This window comes from Shimia sp. Alg240-R146, from assembly GCF_947331465.1.
Classification (GTDB): Bacteria; Pseudomonadota; Alphaproteobacteria; order Rhodobacterales; family Rhodobacteraceae; genus Shimia.
Genome location: NZ_CAMZOK010000001.1, coordinates 159,100 through 175,330, shown reverse-complemented (window position 1 = coordinate 175,330; position 16,231 = coordinate 159,100). Strand labels below are relative to the sequence as shown.

At 58.5% G+C, this 16,231-nt stretch carries 13 protein-coding genes; 8 read left to right on the top strand and 5 right to left on the bottom strand.

Features of this window, described 5'->3' with window-relative positions; translation table 11 throughout:
• Positions 1-42: 42 nt before the first annotated feature.
• Positions 43-1,521: an AMP nucleosidase gene (locus PG871_RS00845; RefSeq protein WP_270725123.1), complete on the bottom strand. Its 1,479-nt coding sequence runs from the start codon at positions 1,519-1,521 to the stop codon at positions 43-45.
• Positions 1,518-3,326: an adenine deaminase gene (ade, locus tag PG871_RS00840; protein ID WP_270725122.1), complete on the bottom strand. Its 1,809-nt coding sequence runs from the start codon at positions 3,324-3,326 to the stop codon at positions 1,518-1,520. Before ade ends, PG871_RS00845 begins: the two co-directional genes overlap by 4 nt.
• A gap of 191 nt (positions 3,327-3,517) precedes the next feature.
• On the opposite strand from ade, the gene PG871_RS00835 reads away from it, so the two are divergent.
• The 3 genes from PG871_RS00835 to PG871_RS00825 all read left to right on the top strand — a co-directional run bounded on the left by PG871_RS00835 (position 3,518) and on the right by PG871_RS00825 (position 6,829).
• The gene (locus PG871_RS00835) at positions 3,518-4,903 is read left to right on the top strand and encodes a DUF3179 domain-containing (seleno)protein (protein ID WP_270725121.1); all 1,386 of its coding nucleotides are present in this window, start codon (positions 3,518-3,520) and stop codon (positions 4,901-4,903) included.
• Between the two features lie 138 nt (positions 4,904-5,041).
• Positions 5,042-5,797: a class II aldolase and adducin N-terminal domain-containing protein gene (locus PG871_RS00830; RefSeq protein ID WP_270725120.1), complete on the top strand. Its 756-nt coding sequence runs from the start codon at positions 5,042-5,044 to the stop codon at positions 5,795-5,797.
• 36 nt (positions 5,798-5,833) lie between these two features.
• Positions 5,834-6,829 carry a sterol desaturase family protein gene (locus tag PG871_RS00825; RefSeq protein ID WP_270725119.1) on the top strand — a complete coding sequence of 332 codons (996 nt, stop codon included), beginning with the start codon at positions 5,834-5,836 and terminating at the stop codon, positions 6,827-6,829.
• Here PG871_RS00825 and PG871_RS00820 read toward each other — a convergent pair.
• Positions 6,826-7,791 carry a GlxA family transcriptional regulator gene (locus PG871_RS00820; protein WP_270725118.1) on the bottom strand — a complete coding sequence of 322 codons (966 nt, stop codon included), beginning with the start codon at positions 7,789-7,791 and terminating at the stop codon, positions 6,826-6,828. The genes PG871_RS00825 and PG871_RS00820 overlap by 4 nt on opposite strands.
• A 54-nt stretch (positions 7,792-7,845) precedes the next feature.
• Here PG871_RS00820 and PG871_RS00815 point away from each other — a divergent pair, with 54 nt between their 5' ends.
• The 4 genes from PG871_RS00815 to PG871_RS00800 all read left to right on the top strand — a co-directional run bounded on the left by PG871_RS00815 (position 7,846) and on the right by PG871_RS00800 (position 12,661).
• Positions 7,846-9,006: an acyl-CoA dehydrogenase family protein gene (locus PG871_RS00815; protein ID WP_270725117.1), complete on the top strand. Its 1,161-nt coding sequence runs from the start codon at positions 7,846-7,848 to the stop codon at positions 9,004-9,006.
• Positions 9,007-9,247: 241 nt separating this feature from the next.
• The gene (locus PG871_RS00810) at positions 9,248-11,266 is read left to right on the top strand and encodes an acetate--CoA ligase family protein (protein WP_270728637.1); all 2,019 of its coding nucleotides are present in this window, start codon (positions 9,248-9,250) and stop codon (positions 11,264-11,266) included.
• The gene (locus PG871_RS00805) at positions 11,266-11,871 is read left to right on the top strand and encodes a DJ-1/PfpI family protein (protein WP_270725116.1); all 606 of its coding nucleotides are present in this window, start codon (positions 11,266-11,268) and stop codon (positions 11,869-11,871) included. The genes PG871_RS00810 and PG871_RS00805 overlap by 1 nt, the downstream gene beginning before the upstream one ends.
• A gap of 4 nt (positions 11,872-11,875) precedes the next feature.
• A complete protein-coding gene (locus tag PG871_RS00800) occupies positions 11,876-12,661 on the top strand; it encodes a carnitinyl-CoA dehydratase (RefSeq protein ID WP_270725115.1) in 786 nt (261 codons plus the stop codon).
• On the opposite strand, the gene PG871_RS00795 is transcribed toward PG871_RS00800, so the two are convergent.
• Positions 12,662-13,294 (bottom strand): class I SAM-dependent DNA methyltransferase, encoded by a 633-nt coding sequence (locus tag PG871_RS00795; protein WP_270725114.1) that lies wholly within the window; start codon positions 13,292-13,294, stop codon positions 12,662-12,664. It abuts the gene before it with no gap.
• An 80-nt stretch (positions 13,295-13,374) separates the two neighbouring features.
• Here PG871_RS00795 and PG871_RS00790 point away from each other — a divergent pair, with 80 nt between their 5' ends.
• On the top strand, positions 13,375-14,226 hold the full coding sequence (locus PG871_RS00790; protein WP_270725113.1) for an SDR family oxidoreductase: 852 nt from the start codon (positions 13,375-13,377) through the stop codon (positions 14,224-14,226).
• 63 nt (positions 14,227-14,289) lie between these two features.
• On the opposite strand, the gene dxs is transcribed toward PG871_RS00790, so the two are convergent.
• A complete protein-coding gene (dxs, locus tag PG871_RS00785; RefSeq protein WP_270725112.1) occupies positions 14,290-16,218 on the bottom strand; it encodes a 1-deoxy-D-xylulose-5-phosphate synthase in 1,929 nt (642 codons plus the stop codon).
• Positions 16,219-16,231: the final 13 nt, after the last annotated feature.

The window sequence follows — 16,231 nt, the reverse complement described above, 5'->3', positions numbered from 1 at the left end:
AAAAACCCCAATTTTAAGGGTTTTGGGCAAGTTTCCGCAGGGTCACAGGAAGGCTGTCTCGTCAAATGAGCGCAATTTCCGCGAATGGAGCCGTTCAAGAGGCATTTCGCGAAGAGTCTCCATCGCCCGAATTCCGATCATCAAATGACGGGCGACTTGCGTTTTATAGAAGTCCGAGGCCATTCCGGGAAGCTTCAATTCGCCGTGCAGCGGCTTGTCGCTGACACACAAAAGCGTGCCATAGGGAACGCGGAACCGGTAGCCGTTGGCGGCGATTGTGGCGCTTTCCATGTCCAGCGCGATGGCACGGGACTGGCTGAGGCGTTGAACGGGGCCGGCATGTTCACGCAGTTCCCAGTTGCGGTTGTCGATGGTGGCGACGGTGCCGGTGCGCATCACACGTTTGAGGTCGTAGCCTTTAAGCTCGGTGACCTCGGCCACGGCCTGTTCCATGGCGATCTGCACTTCGGCCAATGCAGGGATCGGTACCCAAACCGGCAGATCGTCATCCAGAACGTGATCTTCGCGCAGATAGGCGTGGGCCAGAACGAAGTCGCCAAGGCTTTGCGAATTGCGCAGACCGGCGCAGTGGCCAACCATGATCCAGGCGTGAGGGCGCAGTACGGCGATGTGGTCGGTGGCGGTTTTGGCGTTTGACGGACCGACGCCGATATTGACCAAAGTGATGCCGGAGCCATCCGCCCGTTTGAGGTGATAGGTCGGCATCTGCGGTTGTTTGTCCACCGGAGCAATCGGCGTCTCTGCATCCGAGATCTCGACATTGCCTGTGCTGACAAAGCTGGTGTAGCCGGTTTTCGGATCGGCCAGCATTTGACGCGCGTAGGCTTCGAATTCGGTGACGTAGAACTGGTAGTTGGTGAACAGCACGTGGTTCTGGAAATGGTCGGCGTCTGTCGCGGTATAGTGGCTGAGCCGCGCCAGTGAGTAATCAACGCGTTGCGCGGTGAAGGGGGCCAGCGGCCCGACGTCGTTCTCGTCGTGGCTGTGCATACCGTTGACGATGTCGTCGTTGGTGGTCGACAGATCCGGCACATCAAAAATGTCACGAAGTGTGAATTCGGCGGCGCCTTCTTGCGGGACGGTCATGTCACTTTTGGCGGCAACCGCAAAATGAACGGGGATCGGTGTGTCGCTGACGCCAATGGTGACGGGCACGCCGTGGTTTCCAACCAACAGCGAGATTTGCTGTTCCAGATAATTGCGGAAAAGGTCCGGACGCGTGATCGTGGCGCGATGGGTGCCGGGTTCGGACACGTGGCCAAAGCTGAGGCGGCTGTCGACTTGGGCAAAGCTGGTCGTGGTGATGCGGATTTCGGGGTAAAAAGCGCGGATGCGGTGGCCATCTGGTCCACTGCGCAAGGCGTGGCGAAATTGGTCACACAAATATGTGGTGGCGATGCCGTAGAGTTCTTCGAGCCGGTCCACGGCGGCGCTTGCATCGGTGAAGGCTTGCGCGGCCGGAACTGCGGGGGAATGTACGGGGATTTGTTGAGGGGTCATTCGGCAGCCTTAATCACATCAGTCATTTCAAACTTGGTTACATCTACAAGGCCGAGGTCGGAGATCCGCAACTCCGGGATCACGACAAGCGCCAAAAGCGAGTGCTGCATATAAGCGTTGTTGAGGGTGCAGCCGCAAGCCTCCATTGCCTCGACCATATTCTGCGCCTTGGCCGCGACCTCGGTCGCAGGGGCATCAGACATCAGGCCGGCGATGGGTAATTCGACCAGCGCGATCTCTTGTCCGTCCTTATATATGGTCACACCGCCGCCAACTTCGCCAAGGCGGTTTGCGGCCAGCGCCATCATTTCGCGGTCGGTGCCGACAACGATCATATGGTGGCTGTCGTGCGCCACGGTGGAGGCCATCGCCATTTTTCCGCTGTAGCCAAAGCCAGATACGAACGCGTTGGACACACCGCCGGTGGCGCGGTGACGTTCTACCAGCGCAATTTGCGCAATATCAGTCTCTATATTGGGCAAAACGATACCGTTTTCGACGGAAAGGTCGGCGCTGAGCGCCTTAGTCGGGGCCTGATTTTCGATCACGCCGATGACGTTGGCGGTGACCTTGGTGGCGCCTTCAGGTGCTGTGATCACAAAATCCGCAGCGGTGCGAGGGCGGCCCAGGTTCACTGTCTGGCGTGCGTGGTCCGGCCAGTCATAGTGCGGGCAATCCACCAACACTTTGCCGTCTTTGGCGACGGTTTTGCCGCGTGCAATGACATGCTCAATCGGTAGGGCTTTGAGGTCGCTGGTCAGAATGACATCGGCGCGACGGCCCGGTGCGATGGAGCCGAGGTCACGTTCCAGACCAAAATGTGTCGCGGTGTTGATCGTCGCCATTTGCAGAGCCACAACCGGATCGCAGCCGCAATCGATGGCATGGCGCACCACGCGGTTCATATGGCCATCGTTGACCAAAGTGCCGGAGTGGCAATCATCGGTGCAGAGAATAAAGCTGCGTGGATCGAGGCCTTTTTCCGTGATCGCTGTAATTTGGGTTTCCACGTCATACCAAGCGGAGCCAAGCCGCATCATCGAACGCATGCCTTGGCGCACACGGGCAATTGCGTCGGCCTCGCAGGTGCCTTCGTGATCATCAGCAGGACCACCCGCGGCGTAAGCGTGAAAGTTGGGCCCAAGGTCGGGGCTGGCGTAATGGCCGCCCACGGTTTTGCCTGCGTTCTGGGTTGCGGCGATTTCGGCAAGCATCTGTTGGCTGCCGTTGATCACACCCGGGAAGTTCATCATCTCGCCCAGACCGATGATACCGGGCCAGTTCATCGCCTCGGTCACATCATCGGGACCGATTTCAAAACCGGTGGTTTCCAAACCAGGCGCAGATGGTGCGCACGACGGCATTTGCGTGAAGATGTTGACGGGCTGCATCAGCGCTTCGTCATGCATCATGCGCACACCTTCAAGACCAAGCACGTTGGCGATCTCATGCGGGTCGGTGAACATGGTGGTGGTGCCATGGCCAATCACGGCGCGGGCAAATTCGGCGGGGGTCAGCATGCCCGATTCAATGTGCATGTGACCGTCACACAGGCCGGGGATCATAAACCGCCCATTGGCCTCGATCACTTCGGTATCGGGTCCGGTGCAGTGGCTGGCGTCAGGGCCGACATAGGCGATACGCCCTTCGGCAATGGCAATGTCGTGATTGTCGAGAATCTCGCGAGTGTGGACGTTGACCCAACGCCCTTTGCGAATGACGGTGTCGGCGGGTTCGCGCCCTGCGGCGACGGCGACCAAGCGGGGGGCCACGTCGGCCCAGCTTTGAAAATGCATATGTTCCATGGCCCAAGGTGACACTTGTTATGGGGATGTTCAACCGGCCCAAAGATGAAGGTTTCGCGAAAACAGTTTCAAGCGCGCTTTGAAATTACAGGTGAAAGGCAACGCGGCCTGAAGCAACTGTGATTGGTATGTGAAGAGCGTTTCAGGTGAGGTCGGACCGAAAGAAAGAAGGGCTGCTGAAAATGAAATGGATGAGCAACTTAGAGCGAGTTTACCTGCGGGCGTTCGCAGTTTTGACCGCGATTGTCGCGGCGGGCAGCTTGTTGGTTCCAAGTTCGGTGCAAGCGGAGCAATTGCCGGACTATGTGGTGGAAGAATTCGGCTCGCCGCCGGAAATTCCAGTCGGCGCTGTTTCTGAAGAGGTCGCGGCGGCCATTGAAGCGGCCTTTATTCAGAGTATTGAACAAGGGCAATGGGGTCCGGAGGAACAGGCTGCGTTGCAGGTCGTTGCAGTATCAGGCGACCCGCGGTTGGCGTGGCTTGTCAGCGATCTGATGCGGTTCATCACCAATGCGCAGCTCAATGCGCAACTGGTTGTCGCAGCGCAGGAGCTTTTGCAGGCGGATCTGGGCCAGCAGGACCATTGGGGCGGTGTGACTGATCACCTTATTGCGTGGGATATTCCGGCGCCGCCCGACTATTTGCGTATCAAGCGCGCTATTTTCACTGGCCTCATACCCGGCTGGGAGCAGATTTTTGTTGAGGGCGACATTGACTGGCGCTTGGTGTCTTGGGGCGGAGTTTTGATTGACGACCGGGCTTTTGACACAACCGATGAGCCCTGCAATTGCATCCCTGCGGCAGACAATCCTGAAGTCACGTTGGCCGAGGAGGCAACATGGCTGGACGACGATGACATCGTATTCGGCGTCGAGGTAAACGGGGCGTATCGAGCTTATCCGCGCCAGATTATGGAAGTGCGCGAGATGGTGAACGACACGCTTGGTGGTCGCGACCTCGGTATTCCCTACTGCACATTATGCGGGGCCGCGCAGGCCTATTTCACCGATCAGATGCCGGAGGGCGTTGATCGGCCTGTTTTGAGAACATCCGGTCTTTTGAGTCGGTCCAACAAGGTGATGTATGACCTCAACACCTACTCGGTGTTCGATACGTTTCTGGGTCATGCGGTGACGGGTCCGTTGGCGGAGATTGGGGTGCAGTTGGAGCAGGCCACGGTTGTGACCACGGATTGGGCGAGCTGGAAGACGGCGCATCCCAACACGACTGTGCTGGCGGAATATCTGGCGTTGGGGCGCGATCCTGATTTTCGCAATGGTCGGGATGCGGACGGGCCTATTTTTCCGGTTGGGGATGTGGACCCGCGTCTGCCCGTGCATGAAGATATCATTGGCGTTGTGACAGGGTCTGGAGGCGCAGTTGCGTTTCAACGGGGGGCCGCATTGCTTGCTCTGCGAGCGGGGCAGGTCGTTGCGTTTCAGAATGTGAGGCTTGTGCTGGAGGCTGGAGGGATCAAGGCCGTGGGCAAGGATGGTGAGGACCTTGGCTCTCATGAAGCCTTCTGGTTTGCGTGGTCGCAGTTCCATCCCGGGACGGCTCTTTGGCTGGGGGCTTGACCAAATCATAACTGCGAAAGCGCCACAGGCAACAATGTGCCATGAGCGCCCGCCGAGCCAAATGCGACGTCGCAAAGAGGATAGACCTGCTGATAGGGTAAGTGTTGATCTTTGACCAATCCAAGCAGGAGCATAAACATGAGCGTCACCGAGTTGCGGCCGAATATGGAGCATTGGCAGGAACGCGTGGATATGGCGGCGGCGTTTCGCTGGGCTGAACGGCTGAATTGGCACGAAGGCGTGGCCAACCATTTCAGCCTCGCGGTCAACGAAGAAGGCACCCAGTTTCTGATGAACCGAAATCAGGTGCATTTTTCGCGCATCAAGGCGAGTGAATTGCTGTTGGTGGACGCCAATGATCCCGAAACGCTGAATGGCCCCGACGCGCCCGACCCCACCGCTTGGGGATTGCACGGCGGCATTCACCGCCATTGCCCGCACGCACGCTGTGTGATGCATGTGCATTCAATTTTTGCCACCGTTCTGGCCAGCCTCGCCGACAGCAGCTTGCCTCCGATCGATCAGAACTGTGCCACGTTTTTCAACCGCTATGTGATTGATGACGGGTATGGCGGTCTGGCGTTTGAGGACGAAGGCGAGCGCTGTGCCACGCTTCTGACCGATCCAAAGAAGAAGGTGATGATCATGGGCAACCATGGCGTGTTGGTGATCGGCAATTCGGTCGCGGATACGTTCAACCGGCTCTATTATTTTGAGCGTGCCGCCGAGACATATATCCGTGCGCTGCAAACCGGTCAGCCGTTGCGCGTGCTGCCTGACGACATCGCCGAGAAAACCGCACGGGAGCTGGAAGAGTATCCTGAGCAGGATGAACGGCATTTGGCGGAATTGAAGGCCATTTTGGACGACGAAAGGTCGAACTACGCCACCTGACACACTGTGAAATGCGCCATTTGGGAGGGTCGCGCGATGCCACATGATTTTGCTGACGATGCTGAGGCTGAGCGGTGGCATTACCGCCCGCCGCACCCAATCACTTTAAACCCGCTTTTTGCATGGCCACCCAAGCCGACGGCAGTTGTGCGGTGGTATCGCGGCGCGTGGCTGATGATCACAGCTTTGACTGTGCCATTTGGGATAGCGCTCTTGATCTGGGCTTTTGTCTTGCCACCGCTGGAGCAGATGCAGACGTTTCATTGGCGATGGGTGGGCACTGTTTGGTTGATGAATGTGATCCCGCAGACGTTGGTGGCGGGTGGGCTGCATTGGTGGCTTTATATGCGCAAGGGTCAGGGCATGCGCAAGAAATTCGACAAGCGCGATCTGACCCGCAAGAACGGCAGCTTCACCTTTAACAATCAGGTTTTGGACAACATTTGGTGGACGCTGGGCAGCGCCATGACGGTGGCGACGGTGTATCAGTGTCTGATTTATTGGGCTATGGCGACTGGCAAAGTGCCGGTGATCACATTCGCTGAGCGTCCGGTCTTCTTCGTGATCTGGCTGGCGCTGATCCCGATGTGGTCGAGCCTGCATTTTTACTGGGTGCACAGGCTGGAACACCACCCGCGACTTTATAAGCATGTGCATGCCGTGCATCATCGCAACGTGAACGTCGGACCGTGGTCAGGGATTTCAAACCACTGGTTTGAAAACATGCTCTATTTCACCACCTATTTTGTGCATCTGATCGTGCCGTCAAACCCGCTGCATCTGGTGTTTCACGCCAGTTTTCAGCAAATCAGCCCGGTGTTCAGCCATTGTGGGTTTGAAAAGCTGGTTGCCAAAGACGCCGAAGTCGCCAAGTCCGGCGATTTCTTCCATCAGCTGCATCACCGATATTTTGAGTGCAACTATGGCACCTCGGAAATTCCGTTTGATCGCTGGTTTGGCACGTTTCATGACGGATCGGCCGAGGGAACAACGCGCACGCGGGCTCATAAGAAACAGATGTACACGCGCTAACGTTGGTGCCTGAGTGATGTGGGCGTCTCATCAAACCCTGCCTTGAACGCGCGGGTCATGGCAGCCGGGTTTTTGTAACCCGCGCGCACCGCGATTTCCGCCACAGTCAGGTCAGTGTCCATCGCCAGTTTGCGCGCGAGATTAAGACGTTGGCGGCGGTAGATCGTTGTTGGCGCGGCGCCGAGTTCGGCTTTCATCCGCGCTTCGAGGGTTTTTTGTGTGACACCGGCGCGGCGGGCAATTTGCGGGATCGGCAACGGGTGTTCGAGGTGCTCCTGCATGACTGCGAGCGCGCGGTTCACAACGCGACCGGCCGGTGTCGCGCCGCCGGTGTGACTGCGGGCGCTGTCGCGGGTCATGAAAAGCTGGGCGACCTCAAGTGCGAGGGCTTGGCCGTGTTGTTGACCGATCAGATGCAGTACCAGATCAAAAGCCGCCATCGCGCCGGAACAGGTCAGGCGCCTGTCGTCGATGACGAAGCGTTCGCGCAGTGCTTCGATGTCGGGAAAGCGTTCTTCGAAATTTGTGAGCTCCTCCCAATGGATGGTGGCCTTGTGCTGGTCCAGAAGGCCCGCCTCGGCCAGCAGCCAGCTTCCGGTGTCCATCGCGCAAAGCGTCGGAAAGCGGGTGGCAGCCGAGCGAAGCGCTGCTTGGGTTTTCCAGCCGCCATGGTCGCGAAAGCCGTAGGAGGGCATGACCACCAACATATCACCGCGCGCAGCACCAAGTTTGTCGTGCGGAGCAACAGAAAGGCCAGAGGAGCTGGTTACGGGAAGGGCGTCCAGTGAAAGGAAAGTCCAATCATAAAGCGGCTTGCCCGAGATCATGTTGGCCGCGCGCATGGGTTCCACCGTGTTGGCAAGGCAATGATTGGAGAAACCTTCGAACAGAAGGACGCCAATGTGCTGCGGTGCGGCGGAGGTTTTTTCCCAAAACTGCATGCCATGGGGGTAATCCTGCATGATGGTGCGGGTCAAGTCAGTTGAGCTATGCGCAACAGAATTTGGGAGCGCGCCATGCAGTTTGACCTGACCGAAGAACAGGAGATGATCGTCTCCACCGTCCGCAGCTTTGTGGAGAATGAGATTTACCCCTTTGAGGATGAGGTTGAGCGTACCGGTGTTGTGCCGCATGAATTGGGCGAAAAGATCAAGCAAAAGACCCTCGATCTGGGGTTTTACGCGTGTAACTTCCCTGAGGAAGTGGGGGGCGCTGGTCTGAACCATCTGGAATTCACGCTGGTGGAGCGCGAGTTGGGGCGTGGATCGATGGCGTTGACGCATTTCTTTGGTCGCCCACAAAATATTTTGATGGCGTGCGACGCAGAGCAGCGTGAGAAATATCTTTTGCCCGCAGTGCGTGGCGAGCGCATGGACGCGCTGGCGATGACTGAACCCGGGGCAGGGTCAGACGTGCGCGGAATGAAATGCAGTGCGGTGCGCGACGGTGGTGATTGGGTGGTGAACGGCAACAAGCATTTCATTTCCGGCGCAGAGCATGCCGATTTCTTCATCGTGTTTGTGGCCACTGGTGAGGACGACACACCAAAGGGGCCGAAAAAACGGATCACAACGTTCCTTGTGGACCGCGATACGCCCGGTTTCACGGTGCGCGATGGGTACAAGTCTGTCAGCCACCGAGGCTATAAAAACATGGTGCTGGAGTTTGACGATTGCCGTCTGCCGGATGCGCAGGTTTTGGGCGAGGTCGATGGCGGGTTTGCCGTGATGAACGAGTGGCTTTATGCAACGCGCCTGACTGTGGCGGCGTTTTGCGTGGGCCGTGCGCGGCGCGCGTTTGATTACGCGTTGGATTATGCCGCGCAGCGTGAACAATTCGGTCAGCCAATCGGCAAATTCCAGGGCGTTGGTTTTCAGATTGCCGATATGATCACCGAGATCGATGCGGCGGATTTGTTGACGATGTCGGCGGCAGCAAGGTTGGATCGCGGGTTGCCGTGCAACCGCGAGATCGCGTCGGCCAAGCTTTATACCAGTGAGATGTTGGCGCGGGTGACAGATGCCGCCATCCAGATCCACGGCGGTATGGGGTTGATGGATGACTACCCGTTGGAACGCTTCTGGCGGGATGCGCGGGTTGAGCGGATCTGGGACGGAACCAGCGAGATTCAGCGCCACATCATTAGTCGCGATTTGTTGCGCCCTTTGGGGGCATGATGGTTTGTGATTTCTGCCGGATGGGGACCAGCCCCCACACCCCCGGGATATTTAGGGCAAGAGGAAGAGCTGCGCGAAGCGGCCCTTCCCGTGAAAGACATGATGTCTTCCCCTTGCGCGGCCATCGGCTTCCCAGCCTGTTCCGCCTCTCAAGGGTGGCCGAAGATGGTTAATGAAACCTTACTTCCTCTTGCCCAAAATATCCTCGCCGAAGGCATAGAATCTTTGGAGTGTCGTTGTGATCAAGCGTGACCTTTCGAGATTGATTCAACCGAAGTCCGTTGCGGTTATCGGTGGCGGCGCCTGGTGTGGCGAAGTTGTTCGTCAGATGGAAAAGCTCGGGTTTTCGGGCGACATCTGGCCCGTACATCCGAAGGCTGACGAAGTCGGCGGCTACGCCGCTTTTGCGCGGATCGAAGACTTGCCGCGCGTGCCGGATGCGGCTTTTGTGGGTATCAACAGGCACGCCACCGTTGAGGCAGTTGCATCCCTGTCAGCGGCGGGAGCCGGAGGCGCGGTGTGTTTTGCTTCCGGTTTTTCGGAGGCAGTAGCGGAGGATTCAAGCGGCAGTGATTTGCAGACAGACTTGGTGGCCGCGGCCGGGGCGATGCCGATTCTGGGGCCGAATTGCTATGGTGTGATCAATGCTGTTGACGGCGCCGTTCTGTGGCCCGACCAACATGGCTGCAAACGGGTTGAACGCGGTGTTGCGATCCTGACGCAAAGCTCCAACATAGCGATCAATCTGACAAACCAATTGCGTGGCGTGCCTATTGCGTATGTGGCGACGTGCGGGAACATGGCGCAGCTGAGCCAGGCGGAGATCGCCAGCGCGTTTCTGGACGATCCACGGGTCACGGCGATCGGTCTGCATATCGAAGGATTTTCCGATCTGCGGACTTGGGAGGCTTTGGCCGCGAAGGCTTCTGCCAAAGGGGTGCCAATTGTTGCCCTGAAAGTGGGCGCAAGCGATGAGGCGCAGGCCGCGACCGTGAGCCACACTGCTTCGTTGGCCGGAAGTGATGCCGGTGCCGAGGCGCTGATATCCCGCTTGGGATTTGCCCGGGTGCGGGATTTGACTGTTTTTCTGGAAACGTTGAAGCTTTTGCACATGGTCGGGCCGCTTGAAACACCAACGCTGTCGTCGATCAGCTGTTCGGGCGGTGAAGCGAGCCTGATGGCGGATACCGCGCTGGGCACAGGCTTGAGTTTTCCAGCTTTGACAGATGCGCAACGCCAGACCTTGGGCAAGGTTTTAGGGCCGATGGTGGCGTTGGCCAATCCGCTGGATTACCACACCTATATCTGGCGCGACGAAGATGCGATGGCGCGGGCCTGGGGAGCCATGATGGCGGATCACATCGGGATGACAGTCTCGGTCGTCGATTATCCGCCGGAAAACCGACATGACTGGGACTGTGCAACTGCTGCCGCGATCAAGGCGCGGGCCGCGACCGCCCGGCCGATGGCGGTTGTCGCGAGTTTGCCAGAGCTGATGCCCGCAGACACAGCGCGAGAGCTGGCAGCGGGAGGCGTCGTGCCAATGTATGGGCTGCGGGAAGCTGTCGAGGCAGCTGCGGCCACAACCCGATTGCATGCCCCAGATGCGCAGCCAATAGCGTTGCCGGGTGCGGCACGTGACGCGAAGGTGTTGGATGAAGGCGATGCCAAAACCGCGCTGGCGGCTTGTGGTCTTGATGTCCCGAAAACAGTCTCTGTTTCAGGGGAAAATTGCCTTAGTGAAGCCGCGTCTCACCTTCGGGCACCGCTGGTTCTGAAGGGGCGCGGCATTGCGCACAAGACAGAAGCGGGTGCCGTGAAATTGGGGTTGTCCCATCAAGAGGTGGATGCAGCGGCGGCTGAAATGCCGACTCAGGATTTTCTTGTTGAAGAAATGATTGCTGGTGGCGTGGCGGAGTTGCTGATTGGCGTGACGCGTGATCCCGCGCATGGGTTTGTGCTGACAATGGCGGCAGGCGGTGTTTTGACGGAAGTGTTGGCCGACAGCACGTCGTTGTTGATCCCGGCCAGTCGTGAGCAGGTAAATCAGTCTCTGAACAAGCTGAAAGTGGCGAAATTGCTGAGTGGCTATCGCGGGGCTGCGGCGGCCGATATGGACGCTGTTCTTGATGCGATCGCGGCGTTGCAAACCTATGTACTTGCCAACGTTGACTGCATTGAAGAGGCTGAGGTGAACCCGTTGATTTGCACGCCAACGCGTGCCGTGGCGGCGGATGCATTGATCAGAAAGGCTTTGTAATGCGGACCATTGGCGCGGTGATTTTTGAAGGATTTGAAATGCTCGACTATTTCGGGCCGCTTGAGATGTTTGCCATGCATCGGGATCAGTTCAAGATTGTAGCGGTCGGCGAGGCTGCCAAACCAGTCACGTCTTCGGGCGGACCTGCGGTGATGCCTGATGCGACGTTTGCCGATGGTGTCCGCTATGACGTTTTGCTGGTTCCGGGCGGCAAAGGTGTGCGGGCGGAGGTTGAGAACACCGCCATGCTTGAGTGGTTGCGTGCCGCCAGTGCGGGGGCGGAGGTTGTGACCAGCGTCTGCACCGGATCGGCGTTGCTGGCGCGGGCGGGGCTGTTGGACGGACGCGGGGCGACGACCAACAAACTGGCCTTTGATTGGGTGCGTGAGGTTAGCCAAACCGACGCGGTGGATTGGCGTCGCAGCGCGCGGTGGGTCAAAGACGGGAAATTCTACACAAGTTCCGGCGTGTCGGCGGGCACGGATATGAGCCTGCAGGTGATTGCGGATTTGCTAGGCGAAGAGGCGGCGCAGGCGGCGGCGTTTTGGGCAGAATATGAGGCAAACAGAGACGCGGACAACGATCCGTTCGCGCTTGAGGAGTGATGAAATGAACGAGAGCCCAGTAAAAACCCGGCGCGTGGGCGCCATTTTGGAAGTCACGCTGGACCGACCAAAGGCGAACGCGATTGATCTGGTGACCAGCCGTGTGATGGGCGAGGTGTTCCGCGACTTTCGCGATGATCCGGAGTTACGCGTGGCGATCCTGACCGGCGGGGGCGAGAAATTCTTTTGCCCCGGTTGGGATCTGAAAGCGGCGGCGGATGGTGATGCCGTGGACGGGGATTATGGTGTTGGCGGGTTTGGCGGCCTGCAGGAACTGCGCGACATGAACAAGCCAGTGATTGCGGCTGTAAACGGGATCGCTTGCGGTGGTGGGCTGGAATTGGCGTTGTCGGCGGACATCATTATTGCAGCGGATCATGCAAGCTTTGCGCTTCCGGAGATTCGATCCGGTACGGTCGCGGATGCAGCAAGCGTCAAGTTGCCCAAGCGCATTCCGTATCATATCGCGATGGAGTTGTTGCTGACCGGTCGATGGTTTGATGCCGAAGAGGCGCATCGGTGGGGGCTGGTGAACGAGATCGTTGCAGCTGATACATTGATGGCACGGGCTTGGGAGCAGGCTGAGGTGTTGGCGTCGGGGCCGCCGCTGGTCTATGCGGCGATCAAAGAGATCGTGCGCGATGCGGAAGACGCCAAGTTTCAGGATGCAATGAACCGGATCACCAAACGTCAGTTGCGGTCTGTTGACGTGCTCTATGACAGCGAAGATCAGCTCGAAGGCGCGCGGGCCTTTGCCGAGAAGCGCGATCCGGTGTGGACAGGCAAGTAATCAAGCGACGCGGATGAGAGCGACAAAGGCAGTGTCATCGCTGTGATCGCCGGTGGCGGCGTCGCCGTATATGCGTACCTGCGGCAAGCGAATTTCGGTGGTTTTGGCCGTAATAGACTCTAGTTTTTTCGAAAACCCAGTGCGTTCAAAGTGCTGACAGTTGATAGACAAAGCAATCAACCCGCCCGGTGCCGTGATGCGCAAAAGGTCATCAATGGCGTCGGGTCCGACGTGGCCGTTTGTGAATGTGCCGGAGCTAATGATGCCGTGATATGCGTTGTCTGCCACGGGCAATGTACGGGTCAGGTCACCGGTGAAAAGATGCCGGTAGAGGTGTTTCTCACGGGCAACGGCGAGCATTTCGGGCGAGATATCAGTGCCGTCGATCTCAGTGTCCAAAAGCAAAGCGAGTGCCTTGGCGCATAGGCCGGTGCCAGCGCCAACATCAAGGACAGGGCCGGTGCCACCGGCGGCGGCAAAATGGCGGGCAACTTGGGTGTGCAGTATGTAATCCGAGGATGCGGCAAAATCGCTGTCGTAGGTGCCTGCCCAATCCGCATAAAGCCGTCGGGAGTCCTCTGGCGTACTCAGGGCATAGGCGGCGTCGAGTGAGGGATCGTTTTCTGGGCACATAGACGCAGTGAAGGCCGGTAACGGGCAGAAAGCAAGGCCGTGGTCTTGCAGCTTTGGGCGCGGGGCGGCAGGGTGCGGCCATGACACAGACACTGCTTTCGCTTGGACATGGATACACAGCACGCGCGCTGGCGCGACGCTTGGTGCCGCAGGGATGGACGGTCATCGGCACGTTGCGTGATGACACCCAATTTGACGCAGCGCGGGCCGATGGCGTGACGCCGCTGCTTTGGCCGGTTGATTTTGAAGAGGCGCTGAGTGGCGTCAGCCACGTGCTGAGCTCGATTCGGCCTGATGATAACGGCGATCCGGTGCTGCGCGTGGGACGAACGGCTTTGGCGGGGGCTAAGGGACTGAAATGGGTCGGATATCTGTCAACGACGGGTGTTTATGGCGATATGGACGGCGGTTGGGTCGACGAAGACACCCCGCTTGATCCCGGTGGCATTCGTGGACAAATGCGGGTGAAAGCAGAGGCGGAATGGCAGGCTGTCGAAGGCTTGCCGCTGCATATTTTCCGTTTGGCTGGCATTTACGGGCCAGGTCGGGGGCCGTTTGCGAAATTGCGGCGTGGTACGGCGCGGCGGATCATCAAAAAGAATCAAGTATTTTCACGCGCCCATGTTGACGACATTGCGCAGGTGCTTGAGGCGTCGATGACGCAACCCAATTCAGGGCGGATTTACAACGTCTGTGACGACAGTCCGGCGCCACCGCAAGATATCCTGACCTATGCCGCCGAGCTTTTGGGTATGGAGCCGCCACCTGAAGTTGCGTTTGAGGACGCAGAGATGAGCCCGATGGCGCGCAGTTTCTATTCCGACAGCAAGCGCGTCAGAAACGATCGCATCAAACATGAACTTGGTGTGGTTCTGAAATATCCGAACTATCGCGATGCGTTGAAGGCGATGCTTTCCAAAGAAAAAGCCTAGTTTTTCCCAAACATTTAGCGGCCCGGCGCTTTGTACCCCGTCGCGCCCAAGTTGGGCACGGCCTTAGGCCGTACGCTCTCCGATTTGGGCGATGCCCAATGTGTCGAGCACTTTGGTTTCGATCTGCTCGGCGTTCATGGCAGCAACGTCATACATCGTCTTTGGCGAGGCCTGATCGATGAATGTGTCGGGCAACACCATCGAGCGGTATTTCAGACCCGCGTCAAATACGGCGTTTTCGGCCAGTAGTTGGGCAACATGGCTGCCAAATCCGCCAATGGCGCCTTCCTCAATGGTGATCAACGCCTCGTGGTTGGCCGCAAGATCAAGGATCATTGCCGCGTCCAGAGGTTTGGCAAAGCGGGCGTCGGCAATGGTGGGCGTGATGCCTTTGGCCGCGAGTGCCTCTGCGGCTTTGCGCACCTCTTCGAGCCGCGTGCCAAAGGACAACAGCGCCACGCGTTTGCCTTCGGAGATGATCCGGCCTTTGCCGATCTCCAAGACCTCACCTTTTTCCGGCAATTCGACGCCCACACCTTCGCCACGTGGATAGCGGAACGCGATGGGGCCATCGTCATAGGCGGCGGCGGTCGCGACCATGTGTTTCAGTTCAGCTTCATCGGCAGCGGCCATGACCACCATGCCGGGCAGGTTGGCCATAAAGGCGATGTCAAAGCTGCCGGCGTGGGTTGCACCGTCGGCCCCAACCAGTCCGGCGCGGTCGATAGCGAAACGCACTGGCAGGCGTTGGATCGCCACGTCGTGCACCACCTGATCGTAGCCGCGTTGCAAGAACGTCGAATAAATCGCGCAGAAAGGTTTCATGCCACCAGCTGCCAGCGCGGCAGAGAAAGTCACGCCGTGTTGTTCGGCAATCGCGACGTCAAAGCAACGGCTTGGGTAGCGTTCGGCAAAGAGGTTCAGGCCGGTGCCGTCGGGCATGGCGGCGGTCACGGCACAAATGCGGCTGTCTTCGGCGGCGAGATCGACCAGCGTCTTGCCAAAGACAGACGTGTAAGAGGGCGCGTTAGAGGGCGCTTTGTGCTGTTTGCCGGTGATGACATCAAATTTTGCGGTGGCGTGGCCCTTGTCGGCCGCACCTTCGGCGGGGGCGTAGCCTTTGCCCTTTTTGGTGATGATGTGCAGCATCACCGGTCCCGTCGCGCGTTGGCGCAGGGTGCGCAGGATTGGCAGCAACTGGTCCATGTCATGGCCATCAATCGGGCCGACATAGGAAAAGCCGAGCTCTTCGAAAAGGGTGCCGCCAACGGCCATGCCTTTGATCATTTCCTTGGCACGCTTGGCGCCTTCGCGGAAGGGTTCGGGCAGCAAGGACACTGCGCCTTTGGCTGCGGCCTTCAGTTCCTGAAACGGTTCGCCGGCGTAAAGGCGGCTTAGGTATTCCGACATCGCGCCCACGGGCGGGGCAATCGACATGTCGTTGTCGTTGAGCACCACGAACAGGCGCTTTTTCAAGTGGCCGGCGTTGTTCATCGCCTCATAGGCCATGCCTGCGGTGATCGATCCGTCGCCGATCACGGCAATCGCGTCGCCAAGGCCGCCGTCACATTGACCACCAAGATCACGGGCGGTGGCAAAGCCAAGCGCGGCAGAAATAGATGTGGAGCTGTGCGCCGCGCCAAAGGGGTCGTAGACAGATTCTGAGCGTTTGGTGAAACCGGACAGGCCGTCTTCCTGGCGCAGGGTGCGGATGCGGTCGCGCCGTCCGGTGAGAATTTTGTGCGGGTAACACTGATGGCCAACGTCCCAGACGATCTTGTCGCGTGGCGTGTCAAAGATCGCGTGCAATGCCACGGTCAGTTCGACCACGCCAAGCCCGGCGCCAAGGTGTCCGCCGGTTTCGGAAACCGTTGAGATTGTTTCAGAACGCAATTCATGTGCGATCTGGGTTAACTCGGCGTCGGAAAACTGTTTCAGGTCTTCCGGAGAAGAAACCCGATCGAGCAGGGGGGTATCAGGTCTGGCGGACATTGCGCGTGCCTTT

Bases quoted from the DNA above. Each gene is read 5' to 3' on its own strand.
- PG871_RS00825 (WP_270725119.1), top strand. From the start codon at position 5,834: ATGCCACATGATTTTGCTGACGATGCTGAGGCTGAGCGGTGGCATTAC.
- PG871_RS00835 (WP_270725121.1), top strand. From the start codon at position 3,518: ATGAGCAACTTAGAGCGAGTTTACCTGCGGGCGTTCGCAGTTTTGACC.
- ade (WP_270725122.1), bottom strand. From the start codon at position 3,326: ATGGAACATATGCATTTTCAAAGCTGGGCCGACGTGGCCCCCCGCTTG.
- PG871_RS00845 (WP_270725123.1), bottom strand. From the start codon at position 1,521: ATGACCCCTCAACAAATCCCCGTACATTCCCCCGCAGTTCCGGCCGCG.
- PG871_RS00790 (WP_270725113.1), top strand. From the start codon at position 13,375: ATGACACAGACACTGCTTTCGCTTGGACATGGATACACAGCACGCGCG.
- PG871_RS00815 (WP_270725117.1), top strand. From the start codon at position 7,846: ATGCAGTTTGACCTGACCGAAGAACAGGAGATGATCGTCTCCACCGTC.
- PG871_RS00795 (WP_270725114.1), bottom strand. From the start codon at position 13,294: ATGTGCCCAGAAAACGATCCCTCACTCGACGCCGCCTATGCCCTGAGT.
- PG871_RS00820 (WP_270725118.1), bottom strand. From the start codon at position 7,791: ATGCAGGATTACCCCCATGGCATGCAGTTTTGGGAAAAAACCTCCGCC.
- PG871_RS00830 (WP_270725120.1), top strand. From the start codon at position 5,042: ATGAGCGTCACCGAGTTGCGGCCGAATATGGAGCATTGGCAGGAACGC.
- dxs (WP_270725112.1), bottom strand. From the start codon at position 16,218: ATGTCCGCCAGACCTGATACCCCCCTGCTCGATCGGGTTTCTTCTCCG.
- PG871_RS00800 (WP_270725115.1), top strand. From the start codon at position 11,876: ATGAACGAGAGCCCAGTAAAAACCCGGCGCGTGGGCGCCATTTTGGAA.
- PG871_RS00805 (WP_270725116.1), top strand. From the start codon at position 11,266: ATGCGGACCATTGGCGCGGTGATTTTTGAAGGATTTGAAATGCTCGAC.